This is a genomic window from Lactobacillus sp. ESL0791 (genome assembly GCF_029433255.1).
Taxonomy (GTDB): Bacteria; Bacillota; Bacilli; order Lactobacillales; family Lactobacillaceae; genus Lactobacillus.
In genome coordinates this window covers 625,475-648,915 of record NZ_JAQTHU010000001.1, presented here as the reverse complement: position 1 = coordinate 648,915, position 23,441 = coordinate 625,475, and the positions used below count along the sequence as shown (strand labels likewise).

Here is a 23,441-nt window from a genome sequence, read left to right as displayed (position 1 = left end):
TTCTATAATCATAATACTACAAAAATAGGCTATTCCAATAGGGAACAGCCTATTTCTTTTATAATCAGAAAAATTAACACTGTGCGTGCACCAAGTTCTACTTATTTAGCTTCCTGTGCTTTGATAATTATTCAAAAACAAACGCCAAACTTGGTAGACCAATATAAAGAATAAAACACAAACCAACGGGATAAGAACCAACCACAGCCATTCATGATGAACCGCAATTTTTTCTTGGGGAATTGCCGCCACCCAGCCAAGCGGCAGCACAAAAGTCAAAAACACTTTTAATATCCCTGAATAAATTGCCAGTGGGTACTTACTTAACTCAAAAAAGTCAAAGACACTTGAAGCTAAATCCGCAAGTCCGTTTGACAGCAGCGAGACCATGTTGCCTAGCAGGGCCAGACTCAGGAAGATTAACGAAGTAAACAGTGAAATAAAAATAAACATCAGCGTGATGTACCAAGGATTTTTCAGGTAGTGATCCACAACAATTAGTAAAATCAATGCAACTAATAAGTCACCCCACGCGTCTTCATCAACTCGTTCATTAATCAACTGAAAAAGTGGATTAACCGGTTTTACCAGAATCTGGTCAAGCGAACCTTCATGAATATGGTCAGAAATGTTCAGGGTATTGATGAAAAAGCAGCGGAAAATTGCAAATGACAAGGTAGCAAGTGCGTAAGTCAAAAGCAACTGCGTGAACGTAAAGCCCTTAATCGTCGGCACCAGATTGAATAAAAACCGCAGGGCAACAATATTGAGCACATTCTGTACCATCATCCCGATAATCGCAAAGTAAAAATCAACATCATAGATTGCTAACGACTTCAGATTTGTTTTTAAATAAACATAAGCCAATCTAAAATATCTCATGCTCTAACCTCCTTGAATTACAAGCCGGTCAAGCGACCGCTTAAACAATAAATTGTAAATAAGGTAGAGTACAAACAGATAAAATATCTGCCAGCAAATAACTTGGAGGAAATAATGCCCGCTTGGATTTTGTGCAAGCAAACCTACACTGCCAAAAGTATACTGAAAAGGCAGCACGCCAGCAATTTGCTTAATCAACGCCGGATAAAAATTGGCCGGAAAGTCGTTCCCCGACAGAATCAGCAAAATTGCCGACTTAAAGGTTGCAATGCCCCAGATACTATAGGTATAAAATGAAAAACTGCCAATAACCAGTTCCAATTCAAAATAAAGCAGGTAGGCAAAAATTGCCGCGATCGTCACCATTAAAAAAGCAGTTACTGAAAACTTGAAGTCAAGCAAGCAGAAGTAAATTAAAATTTCGGGTAGACCGACTATTACAAGTTTAGCAAGTGAATAACCAATCCCCTCAAACAAATATTTATCAAAGAGCGAAATTGGTTTGAGCAGGCTGACTGAAATGTCACCCGTTCTGACCTCATCGTTGATATCATAACTTGTTTTCGGAAACAGTATTGTCAAAAGCTGCATCAAGACCAGATAACTGACCGTTTGCCTAAACTCGGAAACGGGCCGACCGACAAGAACTGCCTGCCATAAAAAGTATTGGACGATAACCGAAATTAAAGCCGAAAAAAGATAGAAAACAAGGGCGTACTTAGACGAAAAGCCCTTCTTGATTCCGATCTTAACCAAAGTAAGTTTAGCCTGCATCGCAATCACCTGTTTCTTTAGCTGCGCATGCGAGCAAATATTCTAGCTTAGCGCTTTTAACCTCAATCCGGTCAACTTCAAAATTACTGGTAATCAGTTCCAGTGTGTCTTTGACATCACGTTTAGCTAGATCAGCAATTTGGTAATCACCATTTTCAAGCTGCCGAATATTTGTAAAAGCATTCTGCAGCTCTTCTAAACTTGCGCTGCTGGCAAACGTAATTGCCGTCGGCACATCAAGCCTTAAAATTTCACCAATACTTTTATCAAGCAGCAACTGTCCATGATGCAAAATAATAATGCGGGAGGAGACCTCCTCAACTTCGGTTAAATCGTGCGATGTAAAAATTATTGTTTTATTCGTCAGTGTCTTCAAAAAAGCACAAATACTTTTCTTAGTGACCACATCAAGACCAATTGTTGGTTCATCCAAAATAATTAATTCCGGATCATGAATCAACGCGGCAATAAATTCCGCCTTCATCCGCTGACCTAAACTAAGTGTGCGCACCGGCTGCTGCAGAAATTCATCGGCATCTAGCAGGCGCGACAAATGCGCCAGCCGCTTACTAAAGTCATTATCGGAAACACCATAAATTTCCTTGTTGAGCTTGAAGGTATCGAGTGCGGGTAAATCCCAGCGCAGCTGGCTTCTCTGCCCAAAGACAATGCCAATCTTCATTGCATTCTTCTGCCGGTTGCTAATGGGTTCACGCCCAAAAGTCAAGACGTTGCCAGTACTTGGTTTCAAAATACCCAGGATCATTTTAATCAATGTTGACTTGCCTGAGCCATTCAGGCCCACCAAACCAATGTGTTCACCAGGTTTGATTGTTAAGGATACATTCTTCACTGCGGAAAAAGCTTGGCTTTTTTTATGAAATAATTTCGTCGAAATTGTTTTTTGATAAACTTTTGCGAGATTTTTTGTCTCAATTAGCATCTATAAATATTCTCCGTTCATTGACAGCAGAGAATTTTAATTTATGCTGCTAAAAAAGAGAATTTTCTTTTACAGCAGCAGCAAATTCTCTGCTAATTTTAAAATATTTTCTCTTCTTTGTTCTTGCTTAGTATTTGCCATAATTAACACTCTTTTCTTAAAATAATTAGCTTAATTATATCGGAGATGCGGGGAAAAATAAATATCAATTTGTGCAAAATAAAAAAGCACCGCACGGTACTTTTACCCATCAACTATATAAAACTATTCCTTTGACGGTGTTTCATCTTTTGAATGTTCCGGCTCATCGGCAGGTTTTTCTTCCTCCGCTTTTGCTGGCTCTTCTGCAGCTGCGTCAGTTTTTTCTTCCGGCTTTTCTGCTGCCTTGGCATTCTCTTCCTTAGCGGTTGGTGCTGGTTCTTCTGCAGCTGGCTCGGAAACAATCTTCTGAACGGCCATCCGGCTAAAGGTTAAATAAATCCCGTCTGCGTCAACAACAATCGTCTTGTCTTTGGTGTTGACCGAATCAATTTTGGCATGTAACCCGTCAATCAAGACAACCGTATCACCCTTTTGCAGCTTATTCATCATTTCCATCCGCTGCTGCTGCTGCTTTTTTTGCGGTTTCATCATCGTAAAGTACATCAGAACCATCAAACCAACAAATAAAATAATCATCCACATGCTGCTGCCATTATTGTTAGCAGCTAAAAATAAAGTATTCACTATTACACCTCAACAAACTCTTTTAATAAAATATCAATACCTTAATTATACAAAAAATATTGTACTTTGACACTATTCTTCGCTAGGAAGTGGAATATTCAATTGTAAATATGCCTTTTCCGTTGCAATTCGGCCTCGCGGCGTCATCAAGATGAAACCGTGTTGCAGTAGATAAGGTTCATACAGCGCCTCCAGCGTTTCAACATCTTCACCCACATTAGCTGCCAGCGTCCGCACGCCCACCGGGCCGCCTCCGTAACTTTGAATCATTGTCCGCAAAATTTTCCGGTCAGTTTGGTCAAGTCCTTCATCATCGACCTGCAGCTGGGTAAGCGCATGTGCGGTCGTTGCTAACGAAATCACCTGCTCGCCCTTTACTTCGGCAAAATCACGCACCCGCCGCAGCAAACGATTAGCCACCCGTGGGGTTCCCCGGGACCTGCGCGCCAGTTCGTGGGCAGCTTCCGGGGCAATCTGCACATTAAAAACGTTACTGGACCGCTGAACAATTTTTTCTAGTTCTTCAACACTATAATATTGCAGGTGTTCGACAATGCCGAAGCGGTCACGCAAGGGTGCGGACAGCTGCCCAGCCAAGGTGGTAGCCCCAATCAAGGTAAAGGGCGGCAGCGGCACATGGACAGCATGTGTTGTTTGCCCCTCGCCAATCACAATATCGACGTAGTAATCTTCCATTGCCGAATAAAGGACTTCTTCAATCGGCTTAGCCAAGCGGTGAATCTCGTCAATAAAAAGCACGTCCCCCGGATCAAGATCGGTCAACAGGGCTACTAAGTCCCCGGCCTTTTCAATTGCCGGGCCGCTTGTGCTTTTTAAATTGACGCCTAGCTCGTTGGCGACAACAAAAGCCAGGGTAGTTTTTCCTAAACCCGGTGGTCCGTATAATAAAACATGATCCAGTGATTCATCCCGTTTTTTCGCCGCCTTAATGTAGACCGCCATTTCGCGTTTAACCTGCTCCTGACCCAAATACTGGGCCAGCGTTTTTGGCCGCAAAGAAAATTCTTCCTGTTCTTCTTGTGGGCCGATAACTTCACCAGAGGTTACACCCTTTTCTTCATCTGCCACCAGTCTCACTTCCTTAAATTAATTTTTTAACACAAACTACTTCTTAAGCAGAAGTGCTAGGCCTTTCTTAATATATTGTTCAGCCGTTTGCGCATCTTGCTTTTCCAGTTTAGGCGTGATCCGGTTAACTTCTTTTTGCGTGTAACCCAGAGCAAGCAAGGCCAGAAGGGCATCATTAAGCGCCGGCGTAATTTCTTCCTTATCTTGGCGGTCAACCTTCTGGACAAAGTCGCCTAGTTTTCCTTTTAGGTCAAGGACAATCTGCGATGCGGTTTTTTTACCGACACCGGGAAAGCGAGTCAGGTAGGTAACCTCACCCCGTTCAATTGCTCCAGCCAGCGAATTGCTGTCTTCCGCAGCCATGATTGCCAAGGCCGATTTTGGTCCAATACCGCTGACACTGAGCAATTTTAAAAACAGCTCCTTGTCATCCTGACTGGCAAAACCGTAGAGTGTAATTCCGGTGTCGCGCACAATTTGTTCAATGTAAACGCGCGCGGTCTGCCCTTCTTGGTATGACAAGGGAGCTGGGCTATACACCTTATAGCCAACCCCGCCGACATCAACCACAAGATAACTCGGCGCCACTTTCGTGATTGTTCCTTCAAAATATTCGTACATTATTATTTATCCTTTTTAAACATTCTGCGTAAGTCTGACTGACCAATGCGCACAACGACCAAGTTACCCTCGCCATCGTGGTATGGATCAGACGTTTTGCGCAATGCTTGCAGCAAGCCTGTCGCTTCGGCCGTGGACAATTTACTGCGCCCACTGACCTCGCGTTTTGCCTGCTGACTGGCGATCCGGTTAAATAAGCTAGCTGTGCTAGCCTGATCCACATTTAAAAAGCTGTCAAGAATCTCCCGTACCGCTTGCTCAATATCCCCGCTGAGCCAGGTCGGATATGAGCGCAAAATAAAGGTATGATCCCCAAAATCCGCTAGAAAAAGCCCAATTTTTTCGATTTCGGGCAGTTGATCCTTAATCTGAATAAAATCCAGATTATTGAATTCTAACACAAGCGGTGTCAGCAAGCCCTGCTGGGTGATTTTTTTACCAGTAAAAACCTGCTTAATTTTGTTAAAAGCAACCCGGCGCCTAGCGGCAACCTGATCAAGCAAAAACAGATCGCCATGATTTTCCGCTAACAAAAGGTTCCCGGTTTGCCCGACATAAGTAAGTTCCGGCAGATTATTTGCTAGGCTTTCATCGCCTGCCGAAATAACTGTCAAATCGCTTTGATCATTTGTAAAAGGCGTCAGTTGGCTTTGCTTTGCCACATTGTCATCCCAGGTAGCGGTCAACAGGTAGCGATCATCCTGGCGCGGCTTATTCAAATCAACATAATTATTTTCTTGGGGTACGGTAACAATGGCCTGGTCTTCATGCACCTCGTCGTTCATTCTTTTGGTATCAACGACATCTTTGTTCAAGTTAAACTTGAGCTGGTCAACCAGTGTATCGGTTTGCCCCAGCTGCACATTGGCAACCGCATCTATCTGTCCGCTATTAGCAGCAAGCGCGCTGCTCACAGTGGACGTGAGCAACCGGCCCAATTCCTTTTCCTTGGACAGGCGCACCTCTCGTTTAGTCGGATGCACATTAACATCCACTAGCAAGGGATCGACATGAATCGCAATTATGGCTACCGGATAATGCTTATTAGCAAGCTGTGAGCCGTAACCTTCCATTAACGCTGAGGTTAAATTAAAGTTTTTAATGTAACGCCCGTTAAGCAATAGCGAAACAAAATTGCGCGTTGACCGCGTCAATTCGGGTTTAGACAGGAGACCGCTGATTTTAAAATCATTATCCTGATTTTTGAACGGAAACATCTGCTGCGCAATCCGACGGCCATAAACCTGGGCCGCTGTCTGCTGCAGATCGCCATTGCCCGCCGTGTGCAATAAAATCTTGCCGGAATTAACTAGGGTAAAGGCGACGTCGGGATACCCCAATGCAATTCGGTCAACAATGTCGATTAACTGCATTGATTCCGTCCGGGCGCTGCGCAAGTATTTTAAGCGTGCCGGAGTGTTATAAAACAGGTCATTAACCGTTATTTGGGTTCCTTTGCGTGCCGCAGCATCTCCCTGATCTTTTTTCACACCGGCACTAAAAGCGGCACGTGTGCCGGTCTGGCCCTTTGTGCTGGTTAAAATCTCAACGTGGCTAACGGCAGCAATTGAAGCAAGGGCTTCACCGCGAAAACCTAAAGTAGCAACGTTAAACAAATCGTGTTCATTATTAATCTTACTGGTAGCGTGCCTAGTAAAAGCCAAATCAATTTGGTCGGCTGCAATACCCGAGCCATTATCCTGAACAATAATCTGCTTTAAGCCGGCATCAATAAATTCAACCCTGATTCTCGTAGCGCCGGCATCAAGGGCATTTTCCACCAATTCCTTGACAACGCTGGCAGGGCGCTCGATTACTTCCCCGGCTGCAATTTGGTTGCTCAGATTTTCCGATAATTCATGAATTTGTGCCATGGCTAATCTTCACCCTTCAAATCTTCCTGCCAATTTTCCACCAGCTGCATCACCTGCAGCGGCGTTTTATCGGCCAGGTAAAGGTTAGAAATTTCGTCAATAATATCCTTTTCAGCAGATGACACTTCCGGTTCTGCAGCTGCTTCTTCTTCAGCTTCGGTCTTGTTTTCACCGACAAATAAATTCAGCTGCTGACTTGCCGGACCAATGCTGCTGCCTTGAGCTTCAAGCCTTTTTAACAACTTTGTTGCCTCGCGCAAAACCTTATTAGGCAAGCCGGCAAGTTGGGCTACGTGAATCCCGTAGCTTTGGTCGGCCGGACCCGGTAAAATTTTATGCAGAAAAATCAGCTTGCCGTTTTCTTCTGTGGCACCGACATGAATATTTTTCAACCGGTCCAGACTTTGATCAAGATCGGTCAGTTCGTGATAGTGGGTAGCAAACAGCACCTTGGCGCCGACTTCATCATGCAGGTATTTAACAATCGCACCGGCAAGTGCCATTCCGTCATAAGTAGCGGTGCCGCGGCCAATCTCGTCAAACAGGATCAAACTGCGCTTGGTTGCGTACTGCAAGGCCTCGTTTGCCTCATTCATTTCTACCATAAAGGTACTCTGTCCGGAAATTAAATCATCGGCAGCACCAATTCGCGTAAAAATTTGATCAAAAATCGGCAGGGACGCACTGTCTGCTGGAACAAAGGAACCAATCTGGGCCATCACCACAATCAGCGCCATTTGCCTCATATAAGTGCTTTTACCAGACATGTTGGGGCCCGTAATTAAATAAATGTCAGTCGCGGAATCAAGCCGCAGATCATTCGGGATGTACGCGCCCGCCTTCATTACCTGCTCAACAACGGGATGCCGGCCGGCAATGACCTTGACATCCTGCTTGTCACTATGAAAACTGGGCCGACAATAATTATTCTGCTCGGCAACCTCTGCTAAACTGCAATAAACATCAAGGGCGGCTAACTGGTTTGCCAGTTTCTGCAAAGCAGGAATATATTTTTTAACTTCTTCACGCAGTTTCACAAATAAATCATATTCAAGATCGGTCGATTTCGTTTGGGCTTCCAAAATCAGATTTTCATGCTCCTTTAATTCTGGCGTAATGTAGCGTTCGGCATTGGTCAGCGTCTGCTTACGCGTGTAGCGGTCAAGCGGCACCTTGCCCTTGTTAGAATTAGTTACCTGCAGGTAATAACCGAAAACCTTGTTGTAGCCAACCTTCAGGTTTTCAATCCCCGTCTTCCGCCGCTCGTCTGTTTCCATCTGGGCCAGCCACTGCTTGCCGTTGTTCATTGCGTCATGGTAGCGGTCAAGCTGCTGGTCAACACCCTGCTTGATTAATCCGCCTTCGGTTGTCAAAATCGGTGGATCCTTCACAATAGTTGTTGTAATCACCTGAGCCACACCCTTTAACGGGTCAATTTGACTAGCAAAATTTTGTAAAGTTGAATTCTTTGCCTGATTTAAGGCATCCAAAATTACGGGCACAGCTTCAAGTGAATGTGCTAACTGCAGCAATTCACGCGCATTGACACTGCCAAAGGCGACACGGCCAGTCAAACGTTCTAGATCATAGACACCTTTCAAGGCATCAATGATGTTTTCCCGTGTGAAATAGCCGTCGAGCAGTGCTTGGACCATTTCCTGACGATCAGTAATTTTTTCTGGGGACAACAAAGGCCGGGCAAGCCATTGTTTTAAGAGTCTGCCACCCATTGCCGTATGTGTTTTATCCAATACCCAAAAAAGCGAGCCCATCTTCTTGCCGGTTTTGGCAGAAGAAATTAACTCAAGATTATTCTGGACTGTGTGTGACATCTGCAAATACTGGCTGATTTCGTAGCTTTTAGCCACCTGCAGGTGGGCTAAGCTGCGTTTTTGGGTTGTCAGCAAGTAGCCGACTAGCTGCTGAACGGCCGCTTTTTCCGCCATGTTAGTCAACCACTGCTCGACATAGGAAATTTCGGCGTGTTTTCCTTCCAATTTTGCCGGTTTCGACACCGTAATATTCGCATTCCGCATGAATTCTTTGTCTTTTTCCGTCAAGGGACCATTATAAACAACTTCCCGTGTCCGCAAAGAAAGCAGTTCATTTGAAACGGCGGCAAATTTTTTCAAGTGGGTCGCATAAATTTCTCCAGTCGAAAGATCGCTGTAAGCTAGACCAAAACCGCTTTTCGTTGTTACCACCGAAGTTAAATAATTAGTTTCCTTGCCTGCACTCGGCTTGTCGCTCATCATTGTTCCCGGCGTGACTAACTGAATAATGCCGCGCTTAACCATGCCTTGGGCCTTTTTAGGATCTTCCAGCTGCTCGCATAAAGCTACCTTATAACCCTTTTCCACCAGCGTATTAACATAGGTTTCCACCGCGGCGTGGGGAACTCCTGCCATTGGAATCGGATTTTTAGTTTTATTAGAGCGGTGAGTCAATGTCAATTCCAGAATTTGCGCACCCTTAACCGCATCATCTTCGAATAACTCGTAAAAATCACCGACACGATAAAAAAGAAAAGCATCGGGATACTGCTTTTTGATTTCATAATATTGCTCCATCATCGGAGTGGTATCTGTGTTAGCCATTTATTCCTCTTTTTCTTTTTATTACCTTACCTATTATACGCTAAAGCACGAGGCAAAAGAAAAAAGACCGCAGCTTAAACGATCCCTTCTTTGACTTTGTTAAAATTTATAAGTAACTAAATTTATTATTAATACCAAAAGATACAAAATGAATGTTTTTATTCAAGCATTCTAAAAAAAATCTATTTACATTTCCCTTTTTTCCAAGATGTAATACATATTTATAATTCAGTACAGTTATATATCCATATTTATAATCTAAGTTTGGTTTTAACACATTGCCTATTAATTGTTCTGAAATCACATCGTTTTTTACTAAATCATAAAAGAAATATTTGAATAACCATAATTTTTGAGCCATAAAATCAGTTTTATTTATATCATAATGCTTTGTAACACTTAAAAACATATCATTAATAACCTTTAACATTTTTTCTAAGCGATAATTTGATTTTATGTATAAAATCAAAGCAAGACACAACGTATAATCATCAAGTTTTTCATTCATGAAATTTAACAAATCCTTTTCACTTAAGTATTCTCTAGTATCAACATCAAAAATAACAAAATATAGCATAATTTGATAAATTTCCTGATTATATGAATTATTGAAAAAAACTTCAAGTTTTTCTCTATAATCCTTACTGTTTTTCAAAAAAAATTTACTTACTATGTGTTTTAGCTCATCTCTATTTACACCTAAATTTATCATTTCTTTAGTTAAAAAAACGAATTTATTTGACATGGTAGAATATTGCATTGATATTTTCATAAGCTTTATATATACATTAAAATTCGTTATGTCATCAAAATAAGTAAAAACTTTATTAATATCTTTTGAATTACTTTTATACGTTTTAACTAAAACATTACTAAGAACAGAAAATAAGCATTTTATAGCTCCCTTATTACCATGATTTTCTTCCTTTTCACACATATCTATAAAATCAGAAATTAATTTTATTTTTTTGTAAAATTTTTCTGTATCTTTAAATTTATTTAAATAGTTAAAAATATTTGTTTTATCCAAATCATGTGAAAATGGGAACTCTTCAATATATGTTTTTTTATCATTAATTATCAAATCATACTTGCTACAATTATATCTAAAAGCATTTAAAAATTCATTTTTTTGGTTATCGTCAAAATAAGAATAAAGAATATCATCTACGTATCTGTTATATTTAATTTCACCTTTATATTTAGATGAATTAGATAAAGTAGAATCTAATTCATCATCAAAATAGCACATATACAATTCGGCAATTATTGTGCTAATAAGGTTGCCGGTTGGAATACCATGTGTTTCACCATATTGTGAATTTCTTATTAGTCTATCTAGATTATTAGAAAAGCCCTTACTTGTATCTTTTTTTGATTCATCTCTCCCTGAAATAATCCATGGTATAGTATGGGTATACAGAGAAGGGTAAAAATTGGACAAATCAGAATGTAGTCTCTTATCTCCATCATTTAGTTGCATTTCTTTTATTTGGTCTGTCTTTGAAAAACTAAAAAACAATTCACCAAAATATTTAGACGTTGAATGGGTATCCTCTAAAAATTTATCAATAAATTTAGATTTGTTTTCACAAACGAAGTACACTAATTCTATATAGCTAAATATATTAATCATTTTATATTCTCGCCTTGAAAAAACAGTTTTGGGTATTGTAAACGAAATTGGCTCAGTCCATGTACTTTTGGGAACATTTTCAAAAAATCTACGTTTAAATTTTTCATCTAATAATAGTGAAACTTCATCCATATTAAAAATATCAGGTAAAATTACATCAGATTTCACATAATTACTTTCGTATATACGTTTTTCATTGTTTTTATCTTTTTTTGACTTAACGTCATAATACCCAAATTTTACCAAAAATTTTGGGGTAAATATTTTATCATACAGGATTTCTTCTTTAGTTCTTTTAACCAATATATTTCACCCACAATTACTAAAATTTTCAAATAATGGTTATATTATAAATCAAAGCACTGAAATAGAACAGGTAGCACTTCATAATTTTATATACGCCTTTTAGTTCACCGTGCTACATCTCATTTCTTATAGAAATTGTACCGCACGATTCAAATATACTTTTCTATTTTAGCTGAACCTTGCTTTCAAAATAAATTATAACTAACTTACTTTTGTCACCTACTACAATTCTCTATTACCTACATTGAATAAAACTATCTATTTATTTTCATTAACTTTGCCAAGCAATTTTTTAAAATAATACTTGATAATAATACAAGCTATGGCAATCTCGTTAAAAAATAATAGTACTTAATCATTGTTCATATAAAATCTAGCAAAAATCTTATTTCTTTTCTAAATGAATTTCGCGGTCAAACAGCTGGCGCATGTCTTCATTGAAATTATGCGCGATAAAAATCACGGCCGCCTGGGTGGAAGTTACCTGCCGTAAAATTTCCATTGTTGCCGCTTGGTCGATCGCACTGGTTCCTTCATCAATTAAAATAATTTCACTGTCATGCACTAAGGCCCGGACCAAAACAATCTTTTGTCGCTGGCCGCCGGAAACATTGAGCTTGTTAAGATTAATTTCTTCATTCAAGCCATTATTAAATTTGCCAACATCCCCAGCAAATTGCACTTTAGCAACTAATGGTGCCAGCCGGTCTTGCAATTTAACGTTAAACATTGTCATGTTATCGGCAATCGTTGCCGGAAACAAGACGGGATCCTGGGGGATATAGCCAACTTTACTTAAATCTGGCTTAATGACGTCACCAGTTTTATCGGTAAAAAGCACTTGCCCCGTTGTCGGCTGAATTTCACCTAGTAAAATTTTAAACAGGGTTGTCTTACCAACGCCCGAATCACCCGTCAGCAAAATCTTCTCGCCTTGCTTAATTTCAAGATCAGGAAAAAGCAGCCGCTCACCGTTAGGAAATTTCAAAGTTAAATCTTTAGTTTGCAAGGCAACAGGTGTTTGCACATCATGGACAGACTGCTGGGCCAGTGGTTCTGCGTCCTTAGCAATTGCTTGATTTAACGTTTCAGCACCCTTTATCTGCCCGTAGGCGCCAACCATCATGTTGATAGCCATGGTCGCATAAAAGCGAAAGCTGCCCAAAACACTGATTACCCCAAACAAAATCTGATGCCTAACAATTAACACACCGGCCATGATGAATAAAATCAAACTGAAAACTTGCGAAACTAAACCATCAACCACTGACAAACTCTGCATAACGCCCGTTTGCTTAACATTGGCTTCTTCAACTTTATGCGCCGACTTGTGCATTACCTTAAACAGCTTTTCGCCTGCCAAATAGCGTTCCAATTCGTCTAAGCCCGACAGCCACTTAGCAACCTGATCAAGATACTTTTTGTTGCTGCCCGAAATTCGCATTGAAGCTTTTTGCATTGGCTTTGCCGTTAGTTTCGGCAGCGTTAACGAAATTGCCGTCATTAAGGCAATTACCAGCAAGAGACTCCAATGAATGACTGCCAGTAAAATCATTACCGAAATTAATTCACCAGCGCCATTGAGCATAGTAAAAAAGGCCGCCAGATAACTCTGCTGATTTTGCTGCAGGTCATTGGTCAAACGATTTTGCGCCTGGCTAACAGTGTGATTTTGTCTATCATAAAACAAATGTTGGTTTAGCTGCTGACGAAGACTGATCATGTACTCCTCTTCTTGCTTACTCGACAAGTACATCGTTAGGCTATTCAAGCCATAACCTAGACACAGGACCACTAAACTTGCCGCAGATGCCAGCAAAAAGTTCCGCAGATTACGCTGCTGCGCTGCTGTCGTCTGCAAGATCAAAATTCCCGCATTAACAAGCGGCAAGGCCGGATTAAGGACATTAAGAACTATCAATAAACAGAAGCGAAACGGATTAGTTCGGTAAAAATTTTTAACGGTCATCTTGCACCTTCTTCGTAGTTTCCAAATGAATTTCCTCATCAAACAATTGCCGCACCTGCGGGGTTAGATTATGAGCAATTACTAAAACCGTTTGCTGGCTGTTAGTAACTGTCTGCATAATTTTGGCTGTCGCCTTACTGTCAATTGCACTGGTTGCTTCATCCATTAAAAGCAAATCCGGATCATGAATACCGGCTCGGGCCAGCACCACCTTTTGCTTTTGCCCACCGGACAAGTTAGCACGGTCTAAGTCAACTTCAGTTTCAGTCCCAGCAGGAAATTTAGCTAAATCGGACGCCAACTGAAATTGCTGCGTTACCTCTTCAAGTTTGCTATTCAATTTACTATTAAACATAGTAATGTTAGCGGCGATCGTTGCCGGAAACAGCTTGGCATCTTGTGCTAAGTAGCCAATTTGCGAAAAATTCGGCTTGACCTCCTGACCGTTTTTATCAAAATAGGTGATGATTCCTTGCTTAGGCTTAATCTGACCTAAGAGCACCTTGAACAAGGTTGACTTACCCGTACCCGAATCTCCTGTCAGTAAGAGCTTGGTTCCCTGTTTAACCGTAAAATCGGGATAAGTGATGGTTTCACCATGATCATATTGCACAACTAAGCCTTTAACACTAAGGCTGGCCGGAGAAGCCAGTTCCTTTTCTTTTTCAACCGGGGTTAGCAACTTAGCCGCATCCTGGCGCAATTTTTTAGTCGAGTTAATCTGGGTCATAGCCGCTGTCACACCATATAAACCGTTAAAGATTGTGTAGGCAAAACTACTGGCAACCATCCAACTACCAAAATCGATCTGGTGGGTAAAAAAGAGAATCCCGCTCCAAACCGTCAGCAGTGTTTGGGCCACCGCATTACCGCTGCCGGTAAACAGCCAAGAAATGGCCTGCACTTTTTGCCGGGCAACATTAGCCTGTGCTAAGTCATGGCTGCACTTGTCAATTTCATGATTCAGCCTAGTAAAGGCGTTGTAACGGCGCAACTCATTCAACCCGGCAAACCAATTAGCAATCGTATCTAAAAATTGCGCATTCCTTTCCGAAGCAGCCTTGGTTGTTTTAGCTGTCTGCTTTTCCATGATCTTGGGTACGAGCATCACAAGCCCGCCCGCAATCACCGTGGCAATAATTAACGACCAATGCAGCACTAACAGGGTGGCAACGGACATGATAATCATCAAAACATTACTCCAAATTTGCACCCAAGGGGCCGCGTAATTATCACTCAAAACTTGCATGTTATTACCCAAGTCGTTCTGCATCTGCGCTACAGTTTCATTATTGGCACCGTAATAATGACGTACAATTCTGTCACGAATTCCATCCAAATAGCCTTGAATTTGTTTAGTAAAAAGATAGGTTGACCACGGCGACAAAATTGTCGTCACAATCCCAACGCCAATCTCAATTAAGATCCAAAAAATAAAATCGTGCAAATTTCCCACGGCTAAAGCCGAAGTGTAAAATCGACCCAGGTATTCCGTCATTGTTGAACCAAAAGCCAAGACAACGTAGAGCAGCAAGATAAAAATTATCCGTGGCAGATTGGACTTACATAATCCTTTTAAAGTCATTTGAACTCCCCTCTAAATTAAACTTATTTTATTATTAGTGTACTTTATCATTTTTTAATTTTTTAATCAATATATTTTCAGTAATAAGTTGCTTTTAGCTACTAAGCTGTCAAAAAGTGAACCAAAATAAAATCCTGCTAATAAGATACCATAAGGTTACTCATCAACAGGATAAATTGTACAACCATAATTTCTAAATGAAATCTTCTAGCAGAATTTAATCAGATCAAAAATTACATAAAACTCAAACACCAACCATTAAGAAACATGGCCCTCAATTGTTGCAATATCTTTCTTTCCATCCATTTCCACAATTGCGGTAATCGCTGCGGTAATCCCCTTCACATCATCGCTTAGGCTCAATGCCGGGGTATCCGGACGGTCCACTACCTGCTCAGGTAAGAATGGGATGTGCATAAAACCGGCCTTAAGGTCATGAAATTCCTTATCAATCATATACTGCACCTGGTACATGATGTGGTTGCAAACAAAGGTACCAGCAGTAGTTGAAACGTAGCTCGGGATTCCGGCTGCCCGGATTGCCCGCGCCATCGCCTTAACCGGCAACTGGGTGAAGTAGGCATTCTGCCCATCTTCATGAATTGCTTCTGCTAACGGCTGGTGGCCTTTATTATCGGCAATCCGACCGTCATCAAAGTTAATCGCTACCCGTTCAGGAGTTAAGCCATAACGGCCACCGGCCTGACCGATGTTTAAGACATAATCAGGATTTTCCTTAACAATCGCGTTGTGCACCACGGTGGCACAATCACCAAAAACCGTCGGAATTTCTACCTTAACAATTTTTGCACCAGCAATTTCATCGTCCAGGCGTTTAACGGCCTCAATTGCTGGATTAATTTTATCATCACCAAAAGGGTCAAAACCCGTTACTAAAATTTTCATTATTTTTCTCCTTATTAATCACTAAAAAGCCAAGAAATACATCAAAATAATTTGAATGACCAGCATACTAATGGCAATCGGGAATTGTTGCTTGATAACCCCCAATTGATCCTTCATTTCCATCAGGGCCACCGGCAGCGTATTAAAGTTGGCAGCCATCGGGGTCAGCAGGGTACCACAATAACCTGAGGTCATCCCCAAGGCGGCAACGACAACAGCCGAGCCACCTTGAGCCACAACAAACGGGATCCCAATTCCGGCAGTAATCACCGCAAAAGCAGCAAAGGCATTACCCATAATGGCGGTAAACAAAGCCATGGCAACACAGTAAAGGCAAACACCTAAGAGGTGATTGCCAACAGGAAACAGCCCTGAAATGGCTTTGGCTGTAACCTGACCCACACCAGAAGCGGTGAAAACTACGCCTAAGGTTGCAAGCAGCTGCGGTAAAATACCTGCCGAGCCGACCGAACGCACCATTCTTTGCGTATCCTCGTAGGCGGTTTTAACATTTGACTTGGTCAAGATCATCGCAACCAGCAGCGAAACAATGGCGGCAATGCCAATTCCGACCTGACCTCCTAACTTAGTAAACTGTGCAATCACTAGGGCTAAAACTGCCAATAAAATACTTGGCAGAAAAATCCAGTTGCCGATGCGCTTGACCGTTTTGTTTGCGACCTCTTCGCTCAATTCCTTAATGTGACCAACGCGAACCTGCTTAAGCAGCGATAAAAGTGCAATTACCAGCAGCAGACCACCGTTTATTTCGTTAGGCAGCCATTGACCGCCACAGAACAAAACGGCAAACAAAAACCAAAATAAGCTGGTACCCCAGCGAACAGGATTAGTCTGATCACGCCACGATTCAATTGCAGCAGCCAAAAAGAAGAGGCCAATCAAAATATAAAATGCGAGCAATAAGTTATTAATTAAACTAGTCATTTACTTTTTTCCTTTCTGCTTCAGCTTCTTATCAAAATTATGGTTATAGAACAAGCATAAAATGTAACTAATCACAGCCACCGGAACCGTATATAAGGCAACTCCCGAGGTGCTGACAGGGTGCCCCAGAGACTTCATCGTGCTGGCGATCAGCAGGACGCTTGATGAGGCAACAAACAGGTTTTGGGCAAAAAAGTTCCCAAAGTTTTCGTTGGCGGCAGCACGCCCCTTAATCTGATCAACTTCCAGCGGAGTCAATTCGCCATTCACCTTGCCCGCAGCCTGCGCCATCGGATTGATCAGGGGCGCAATAAACTGCACATGCCCCTGAAGCGAAATTCCAAAAACACCAGCAAGTTCACGGATTGCCAAATAAATGTCAAAAATCCGTCCTGGGGTTAAATTCTTCATCTTCTTGATTAAATTAACTGCGGCTTTTTTCAGTCCGTGTCGTTCTAAAATACCGATCGTTGGCAGCGTCAAGAAGAATAACGATACCATGCGGTTATCCATAAAACCTTTGCCCAAAATCCGTAAAAATGAAACAAAGTCAATTCCAGAAACCAAGGCTGTGACCAGAGCAGCAATCACAACCACGGCTACTGTGTCCAGACCAAGGGCGAAGCCGACAACAATTACCAGCACGCCAAGTAGACTTAAATATTCCACTATTTTCCTCCCTTTTTTAAAAAACATTAATTAACTCTTATTAATAATATCACATCCAAAATAGTTTTTTTGATGAATTTCGGTCAACGACGATGAAAAAAAGCCCTAGAATGCTTATCTAGCGCCATTTTAAATTGATGTATAAATATAGAAAAATTTCAATGGAGCTTGCTCAAAACCAGCGAATCAACATCGGGTTTTATTGCACTAACCGCTTTTTATCTAAAATAAGCATTGCCATACAATAGACAACCATAAGTAGTGTAACTATCGCCGTAACCGGCAGGCTAACATTAGTAACTGCTCCATTGTGTAAAAAATCCGCCGGCGAGTAACTTACATCACCGGGCAACTTAATAAATGAATTCAAAACAAAAATAGCTATTTGTAGCACCAGCCCTGAACTCACAGCTACAAAGCGATTACTAACCCAAAGCGAAGTAACCATGACAAAAAGTGCAAATAAGCCGCCCCATACACCCGCAAACAGAATTGCCAGCAGTGCATGAATAAAAGGATGGGAATAATAAAGTGACACCAGCATTGTATTGATATTAATTATCAAGGCCCGTTTATTTAACAAATTATCCGGCCTAATATTGGGCAAGCGTAGCAGCCATAAAAGCAAATTAATAAGTAAAGGAATTACGATTACTACAAAACCGGTTATAAAAGTTACTGCAGCATATTTAAGCAAAGCGTGCTGCAATGTATTTCTTAGCTTAAACTTAGCAAATAAGCCATTATCAACATCATCTTTTAACATGACTCCCGCTGGCAAGCTGGCAATCAGCGGCAACAAAACAAAGAAAACAATTGGCGTAAAACCAAACGAATCTATCCCAAGCCATTGCGTATACGGCGTATCTTCAAGGGGAATTTGCTTTACTAAAAAGAATTGCGCAAAACTAATTATTAAGCCAATGACTAAAGCCAGCCATAATGCCCGTTTACTCAGTCGTACATATAAGAATCTCATCTTTTTCCCTTTCTATTCCAGCAGTAGTGAGTACTTAATATAGTGATCCGGCAACGGCACTAAAAAGCTGAACCTTGTTTTCTCAGTTCGTTTATCATAAGTTTCTCGCGGAACGGAAAAATATAAAGTATACAATTGTTTTTTCTTAATATTTTTAGCAATGTAATTATAGCCCACTCGCTGGCTTTTTTTATTTAAAACATAGTCACATTGATTACTAATGCCGTATGGCACGTTAAAAAACATATTATCCCTAAAATCAGGATTATCTTTCTTCAAACCATAATTAGCTGTTCCCGTTTGTTTAAGTGACAAGCGTACCTTAAGCCTAGCTTCATCCTTAGTTTCTGTTAATTTGACTTGATGCACAACAAAATCAACATGATAAGCATGAACCAATTCACCCCGCTTAAAAAACTTTTCCTCGGTTACGCCGCGCAACGCTGGATGGGCATTAACTTGTCGATAACGAAAACCAGCAGCTATACCTATTAAAAGCAAGCACAATATCAACAGACCATATTTTGATTTTTTACTTTTCATGACTAATTGTCCCCTCTTCGACAATCAAACGCTTGGTGGCAATCTGCTCAATAAAATCGCGATCATGGGAGGCAATGATGAAGGTCGAACCATTATGACTGTATTCTGTAATAATATTTATTAGTTTATCAACACTTTTGACATCAAGTGCATTTGTCGGTTCATCCAAAACAACTAGCGGATACTTGCCAAGCAAAGCCTGAGCAATCCCTAATTTTTGCTTCATCCCTAAAGAAAATTTCTTGACTTTTTGCTTGGGAAAACTGCTTAGGTCAAAATAATCGAGTAACCGGTTAAGTTCTCCAGCTTTAATGCTTTTATCTAGCTTGGCTAATAAAGCCATATTCTGGTATGCAGTAAGGTCTCCAATCAAACTAGGATTTTCAATTAAAATTCCCGCTTTCACTGGATAGGGCTCTTCAACCTTTACTTGCTTACCAGCAACAATGACTTCACCTGTTACCTTAATTAAGCCAAGAATTGCCTTCAATATTAATGTCTTTCCGGATCCATTAATCCCCTCTAAAACCGTAATCTCATTTTGGTCAATCTGGGCATTAATATCATGTAACAGTGGCCGTTTTTTAACTATTTTACCAACCTGTTTTAATTCTATAAAACTCATCTGACTTCTCCTAAATTTAAATCAACAAAATAATCAGTAATCAAATAAATAATTGCAGTAATCAATGTCGCAAGAATCAGTAGTAAAATATTGCCGCGGCTCACCCGTGCAAGCATCAGCGCGTTTAGCGGATTATTATGCCATGCAGTATATGGTGTCATAATTAACATACTGAACGGTACAATCACTCCTATCGCGGGATGCAAATTGCTAAACAATATCTGCAAAAGCAATAAAAAATAAATTCCAAGACAATTAATTACAGATAAAGACAATATTGCCTGACTATTTTTTAATTGACCTATTTGCAAGCCAGGCAATTTAAATAAAGAGGTGCACACAGCCAGCGTAAATATAGTTATACCGACATAAAAAAGCGTGAGCAGGACAAGCAAAACTAAATTTATTAGTGCAAATTTATACGGAGCAAATTGCAATCCACGTAAATGCATCGTCCGCGTTTCCCATAACTGCCGCAGACCATTCAATAAAATTAGCAGCGGAACAGCAAAATAACTAAACCAGAAAGCCGGAAAGTGAATTTCTTGAAATGTAACCCCTTGAAAAAATAAAGTAAAACCACTTGTGTACGGATTACCAACAAGCTGCGCACTAACAACACCAATTGCTAAGCAAATAAGAATTAGCCACATGATTAACCGTGTCCGAATTATTTGCCATAAATACAGCAACTGATTCCAAAATAAACGGCCCATCAAAAATCCCTCTTTTCAATAATAACAGCTAATAATGTCCCCACCACAAAAATAATGGCAAGCAAAACAAGAAATCTTGACCAAACAATTGCTTCAAAATCAGGCACAATAAAATCATAAAAAAGTGAAATTTTTTTGGCCCTATTAAGTGAAAAAGAAAAACTATTAATGACAAAAACAATAAAAAAAGCCAAAATTTTATTCTTTATAAATGCGTAAGCAGTAGCAGCAATTAATCCCAACGCAAAGCAGCACGTCCATAAATAAAGGAGCCGTAAAATTAATGACTTAAAAATATGGTTTAGCAATATAACTGAATTTGTTACTAAAATCACCCCTACATTGCCAACTAGCCAAATTATACACATCAGCACACAAGCTGCTGCAGCCCGATAAACAATCTCCCATACCAACACTTTCCGCGTTTGGCAGCGCAAAACATCATTGACCCGAAAATCAAGCGTTGCTAAAATCGTAATCAGCAAGGTCGGCACAAGTGCTAAGCAAATTGTAAAACGCGGTAAAACTGCATTCAGTAAGCTATAATCCGTATGACCATTTAACTGAAGATCAGGATACGTCGTAGCAGCAATTAGGAATGTAATCAGCCCACATAAAAGATAATTTTTTAAGTATGCGCGATTCAATAGTTTTTGCTGCTTTAAAAAATTTAGGTACACTGCTTTTCCTCTCTATCAGCTAGCAAAAACTCTTCATTTAGCAAATCACTTTTACTGTAATAAGATGGGCTTATGATATTGCCCACCCATGTTTTTAAGTTTTTGGACTGATTAGACCGATATTCCCTTAGTAATTCACCAACAGTCATTTCTGTCGCCTCTGTCTTCAAATTATTATAAGGATTTAATTATTTATATTTAACTATATCATAAAGATTTATTAATGAAAGACATATTTAAAAACTAAATTAATTTTAGATTTTTTATATAACAAAAAAAGAATCGTCCCTAGTAAGAACGATTCTTTAAAATTTTTAATAGCTAACTAAATTACATCATCCCTGGTGCGCCAGCGCCTGCAGCACCTGCGTCAGGAGCAGCAGGTTTATCTTCAGGAATATCAGCAACAACTGCTTCAGTGGTCAGAAGCAAAGCAGCAATCGAAGCGGCATTTTGCAATGCAGTTCTGGTTACCTTGGTTGGGTCAATAATTCCGGCCTTAACCATGTTCTCCCACTTGTCGTCAGCAGCATTGTAACCAACTTCAGCATCTTGGCTTTCAAGCTTGTTGACAATAACTGAGCCGTCTTGACCAGCATTTTCAGCAATTTGCCGAACTGGAGCTGCCAGAGCTTTCAACACAATGTTGATTCCTGTTTGTTCATCGGCTGTTCCACCTTTGAGACTCTTAACGGCATTTTCAACGTTAACTAAAGCAGTACCACCACCGGCTACGTAGCCTTCATCAACAGCGGCACGAGTTGAGTTCAAAGCATCTTCAATGCGGTAGCGGCGTTCCTTTAATTCAGTTTCAGTAGCAGCACCAACGTGGATAACTGCAACGCCACCTGTAAGTTTTGCAAGACGTTCCTGCAGCTTCTTCTTGTCAAAGTCAGAAGTAGTCTCTTCGATCTGCTTTCTGATTGACTCTTCACGCTCTTGAATTGCTTCACTTGAGCCAGCACCATCAACAATTGTCGTTGAGTCTTTGGTTACAGTTACGCGACGTGCTTGACCTAATTGGTCAATCTTGGTGTCTTTTAATTCCAAGCCAAGGTCTTCGGTAATTACTGTACCACCAGTTAGAGCAGCAATATCTTGTAATTGCTCTTTACGACGGTCACCAAAGCCAGGAGCCTTAACACCAACAACATTAAACGTCCCACGAACCTTGTTCAAAACAAGTGTTGGTAAAGCTTCACCATCAATGTCGTCAGCAATAATCAATAATGATTTACCTTGTTGAACAATTTCTTGCAGCAATGGCAAGATGTCTTGAATGTTGGAAATCTTCTTGTCGGTAATCAAGATGTAAGGATTGTCCAAATCTGCTTCCATCTTGTCGTTATCAGTTACCATGTATTGTGACAGGTAGCCGCGGTCGAATTGCATCCCTTCAACAACTGACAATTCAGTGTTAATTCCACGAGAATCCTCAATTGTGATAACACCATCGTTACCAACCTTTTCCATTGCATCGGCAATCAAGTCACCAACTTCTTTAGAAGAAGATGAAACAGAAGCAACTTGTGCAATCTGGTCTTTTGAAGAAACCGTGTGGCTAATCTTGTGTAACTCATCAGTTACAGCCTTAGTAGCCTTTTCAATTCCGCGACGAACGCCAACAGGATTAGCACCGGCAGTAACATTCTTCATACCTTCGCGAATAATTGCTTGGGTTAAAACAACGGCAGTGGTCGTACCGTCACCAGCAATATCATTGGTCTTTTGTGCAGCCTCGGCAACTAACTTGGCACCCATGTTTTCGTAGTGGTCCTTTAACTCAATTGCCTTGGCAATTGTGACACCATCGTTAGTAATTTCTGGATTGCCGTATGATTGCTCCAAAACAACATTTCTGCCCTTAGGGCCAATTGTTGTCTTAACAGTATCAGCTAACTTGTCTACACCCTTTAATAGGGAACGTCTTGCATTTTCTGAAAATTTAATATCTTTTGCCATCTTTTATATTCTTCCTTACTTATTTAACAATTGCTAAAATATCTTTTTCATGAAGAACTAAGTATTTTTCACCATCGTATTTAACATCTGTGCCAGAATACTTATCGTATAAAACAACGTCGCCTTTCTTAACAGTTAACGGGATTAGATCCCCAACACTGTTATGAGCACCTTCACCAACAGCAACGACTTCGCCTTCAGTTGGTTTTTGTTTAGCATTAGAAGCGAGAACAATTCCACCTACAGTTTTTTCTTCTTCTTCTTTAACTTTTACGATCACGCGATCACCAATTGGTTGTAACACGTTTGTCCCTCCTATATCATTTAAATCTCTTTTTGATGATTAGCACTCTTATTAGCTAAGTGCTAACTTACATCTATGATAATAACCTCTTTTAGAAAAAAAAGCAAGAA

At 40.6% G+C, this 23,441-nt stretch carries 22 protein-coding genes; all 22 read right to left on the bottom strand.

Features of this window, described 5'->3' with window-relative positions:
* Positions 1 to 105: 105 nt before the first annotated feature.
* The gene (locus tag PT285_RS03180) at positions 106 to 882 is read right to left on the bottom strand and encodes an ABC transporter permease (protein ID WP_277147761.1); all 777 of its coding nucleotides are present in this window, start codon (positions 880 to 882) and stop codon (positions 106 to 108) included.
* 3 nt (positions 883 to 885) lie between these two features.
* On the bottom strand, positions 886 to 1,656 hold the full coding sequence (locus PT285_RS03175; protein ID WP_277147759.1) for an ABC-2 family transporter protein: 771 nt from the start codon (positions 1,654 to 1,656) through the stop codon (positions 886 to 888).
* Positions 1,646 to 2,599 (bottom strand): ATP-binding cassette domain-containing protein, encoded by a 954-nt coding sequence (locus PT285_RS03170; RefSeq protein ID WP_277147758.1) that lies wholly within the window; start codon positions 2,597 to 2,599, stop codon positions 1,646 to 1,648. Before PT285_RS03170 ends, PT285_RS03175 begins: the two co-directional genes overlap by 11 nt.
* 264 nt (positions 2,600 to 2,863) lie before the next feature.
* Positions 2,864 to 3,325, bottom strand: a complete 462-nt coding sequence (gene yajC / locus PT285_RS03165) for a preprotein translocase subunit YajC (protein ID WP_277147757.1) — start codon at positions 3,323 to 3,325, stop codon at positions 2,864 to 2,866.
* Between the two features lie 72 nt (positions 3,326 to 3,397).
* On the bottom strand, positions 3,398 to 4,423 hold the full coding sequence (ruvB, locus tag PT285_RS03160) for a Holliday junction branch migration DNA helicase RuvB (protein WP_374211461.1): 1,026 nt from the start codon (positions 4,421 to 4,423) through the stop codon (positions 3,398 to 3,400).
* A 27-nt stretch (positions 4,424 to 4,450) separates the two neighbouring features.
* Positions 4,451 to 5,035 carry a Holliday junction branch migration protein RuvA gene (ruvA, locus tag PT285_RS03155; RefSeq protein WP_277147755.1) on the bottom strand — a complete coding sequence of 195 codons (585 nt, stop codon included), beginning with the start codon at positions 5,033 to 5,035 and terminating at the stop codon, positions 4,451 to 4,453.
* 2 nt (positions 5,036 to 5,037) lie between these two features.
* Positions 5,038 to 6,909 (bottom strand): DNA mismatch repair endonuclease MutL, encoded by a 1,872-nt coding sequence (gene mutL / locus PT285_RS03150; protein ID WP_277147754.1) that lies wholly within the window; start codon positions 6,907 to 6,909, stop codon positions 5,038 to 5,040.
* A 2-nt stretch (positions 6,910 to 6,911) separates the two neighbouring features.
* Positions 6,912 to 9,482: a DNA mismatch repair protein MutS gene (mutS, locus tag PT285_RS03145; RefSeq protein ID WP_277150590.1), complete on the bottom strand. Its 2,571-nt coding sequence runs from the start codon at positions 9,480 to 9,482 to the stop codon at positions 6,912 to 6,914.
* Between the two features lie 130 nt (positions 9,483 to 9,612).
* Complete coding sequence (locus tag PT285_RS03140; RefSeq protein ID WP_277147753.1) at positions 9,613 to 11,445, bottom strand: RNA-directed DNA polymerase; 1,833 nt, start codon at positions 11,443 to 11,445, stop codon at positions 9,613 to 9,615.
* A gap of 388 nt (positions 11,446 to 11,833) precedes the next feature.
* On the bottom strand, positions 11,834 to 13,417 hold the full coding sequence (locus PT285_RS03135; RefSeq protein ID WP_277147752.1) for an ABC transporter ATP-binding protein: 1,584 nt from the start codon (positions 13,415 to 13,417) through the stop codon (positions 11,834 to 11,836).
* A complete protein-coding gene (locus PT285_RS03130; RefSeq protein ID WP_277147751.1) occupies positions 13,407 to 15,002 on the bottom strand; it encodes an ABC transporter ATP-binding protein in 1,596 nt (531 codons plus the stop codon). The genes PT285_RS03135 and PT285_RS03130 overlap by 11 nt, the downstream gene beginning before the upstream one ends.
* 258 nt (positions 15,003 to 15,260) lie before the next feature.
* The gene (gene pcp / locus PT285_RS03125; protein ID WP_277147750.1) at positions 15,261 to 15,908 is read right to left on the bottom strand and encodes a pyroglutamyl-peptidase I; all 648 of its coding nucleotides are present in this window, start codon (positions 15,906 to 15,908) and stop codon (positions 15,261 to 15,263) included.
* Between the two features lie 21 nt (positions 15,909 to 15,929).
* Positions 15,930 to 16,853 carry a DUF979 domain-containing protein gene (locus tag PT285_RS03120; protein ID WP_277147749.1) on the bottom strand — a complete coding sequence of 308 codons (924 nt, stop codon included), beginning with the start codon at positions 16,851 to 16,853 and terminating at the stop codon, positions 15,930 to 15,932.
* Positions 16,854 to 17,522, bottom strand: a complete 669-nt coding sequence (locus tag PT285_RS03115; protein ID WP_277147748.1) for a DUF969 domain-containing protein — start codon at positions 17,520 to 17,522, stop codon at positions 16,854 to 16,856.
* A gap of 199 nt (positions 17,523 to 17,721) precedes the next feature.
* Complete coding sequence (locus PT285_RS03110; protein WP_277147747.1) at positions 17,722 to 18,501, bottom strand: hypothetical protein; 780 nt, start codon at positions 18,499 to 18,501, stop codon at positions 17,722 to 17,724.
* Between the two features lie 12 nt (positions 18,502 to 18,513).
* Positions 18,514 to 19,044, bottom strand: a complete 531-nt coding sequence (locus PT285_RS03105; protein WP_277147746.1) for a hypothetical protein — start codon at positions 19,042 to 19,044, stop codon at positions 18,514 to 18,516.
* On the bottom strand, positions 19,034 to 19,669 hold the full coding sequence (locus tag PT285_RS03100) for an ATP-binding cassette domain-containing protein (RefSeq protein ID WP_277147745.1): 636 nt from the start codon (positions 19,667 to 19,669) through the stop codon (positions 19,034 to 19,036). The genes PT285_RS03105 and PT285_RS03100 overlap by 11 nt, the downstream gene beginning before the upstream one ends.
* Entirely contained in the window at positions 19,666 to 20,385 is a 720-nt protein-coding gene (locus PT285_RS03095) for a rhodopsin (RefSeq protein WP_277147744.1), read from the bottom strand. The genes PT285_RS03100 and PT285_RS03095 overlap by 4 nt, the downstream gene beginning before the upstream one ends.
* A complete protein-coding gene (locus PT285_RS03090; RefSeq protein ID WP_277147743.1) occupies positions 20,385 to 21,032 on the bottom strand; it encodes a hypothetical protein in 648 nt (215 codons plus the stop codon). The genes PT285_RS03095 and PT285_RS03090 overlap by 1 nt, the downstream gene beginning before the upstream one ends.
* A gap of 23 nt (positions 21,033 to 21,055) precedes the next feature.
* Positions 21,056 to 21,214: an XRE family transcriptional regulator gene (locus PT285_RS03085; RefSeq protein ID WP_277147742.1), complete on the bottom strand. Its 159-nt coding sequence runs from the start codon at positions 21,212 to 21,214 to the stop codon at positions 21,056 to 21,058.
* Between the two features lie 181 nt (positions 21,215 to 21,395).
* Positions 21,396 to 23,027, bottom strand: coding sequence for a chaperonin GroEL (groL, locus tag PT285_RS03080; protein ID WP_277147741.1), 1,632 nt, complete (start codon positions 23,025 to 23,027; stop codon positions 21,396 to 21,398).
* 19 nt (positions 23,028 to 23,046) lie between these two features.
* The gene (gene groES, locus PT285_RS03075; protein WP_277147740.1) at positions 23,047 to 23,331 is read right to left on the bottom strand and encodes a co-chaperone GroES; all 285 of its coding nucleotides are present in this window, start codon (positions 23,329 to 23,331) and stop codon (positions 23,047 to 23,049) included.
* Positions 23,332 to 23,441: the final 110 nt, after the last annotated feature.

Excerpts from the sequence above, each read along its gene's own strand:
- PT285_RS03085 (WP_277147742.1), bottom strand. The coding sequence starts at position 21,214 with ATGACTGTTGGTGAATTACTAAGGGAATATCGGTCTAATCAGTCCAAA.
- PT285_RS03095 (WP_277147744.1), bottom strand. The coding sequence starts at position 20,385 with ATGGGCCGTTTATTTTGGAATCAGTTGCTGTATTTATGGCAAATAATT.
- PT285_RS03170 (WP_277147758.1), bottom strand. The coding sequence starts at position 2,599 with ATGCTAATTGAGACAAAAAATCTCGCAAAAGTTTATCAAAAAACAATT.
- ruvA (WP_277147755.1), bottom strand. The coding sequence starts at position 5,035 with ATGTACGAATATTTTGAAGGAACAATCACGAAAGTGGCGCCGAGTTAT.
- mutS (WP_277150590.1), bottom strand. The coding sequence starts at position 9,482 with ATGATGGAGCAATATTATGAAATCAAAAAGCAGTATCCCGATGCTTTT.
- PT285_RS03105 (WP_277147746.1), bottom strand. The coding sequence starts at position 19,044 with ATGAAAAGTAAAAAATCAAAATATGGTCTGTTGATATTGTGCTTGCTT.
- PT285_RS03120 (WP_277147749.1), bottom strand. The coding sequence starts at position 16,853 with ATGACTAGTTTAATTAATAACTTATTGCTCGCATTTTATATTTTGATT.
- mutL (WP_277147754.1), bottom strand. The coding sequence starts at position 6,909 with ATGGCACAAATTCATGAATTATCGGAAAATCTGAGCAACCAAATTGCA.
- PT285_RS03135 (WP_277147752.1), bottom strand. The coding sequence starts at position 13,417 with ATGACCGTTAAAAATTTTTACCGAACTAATCCGTTTCGCTTCTGTTTA.
- PT285_RS03180 (WP_277147761.1), bottom strand. The coding sequence starts at position 882 with ATGAGATATTTTAGATTGGCTTATGTTTATTTAAAAACAAATCTGAAG.
- groL (WP_277147741.1), bottom strand. The coding sequence starts at position 23,027 with ATGGCAAAAGATATTAAATTTTCAGAAAATGCAAGACGTTCCCTATTA.
- pcp (WP_277147750.1), bottom strand. The coding sequence starts at position 15,908 with ATGAAAATTTTAGTAACGGGTTTTGACCCTTTTGGTGATGATAAAATT.
- PT285_RS03110 (WP_277147747.1), bottom strand. The coding sequence starts at position 18,501 with ATGAGATTCTTATATGTACGACTGAGTAAACGGGCATTATGGCTGGCT.
- PT285_RS03100 (WP_277147745.1), bottom strand. The coding sequence starts at position 19,669 with ATGAGTTTTATAGAATTAAAACAGGTTGGTAAAATAGTTAAAAAACGG.
- PT285_RS03130 (WP_277147751.1), bottom strand. The coding sequence starts at position 15,002 with ATGACTTTAAAAGGATTATGTAAGTCCAATCTGCCACGGATAATTTTT.
- PT285_RS03175 (WP_277147759.1), bottom strand. The coding sequence starts at position 1,656 with ATGCAGGCTAAACTTACTTTGGTTAAGATCGGAATCAAGAAGGGCTTT.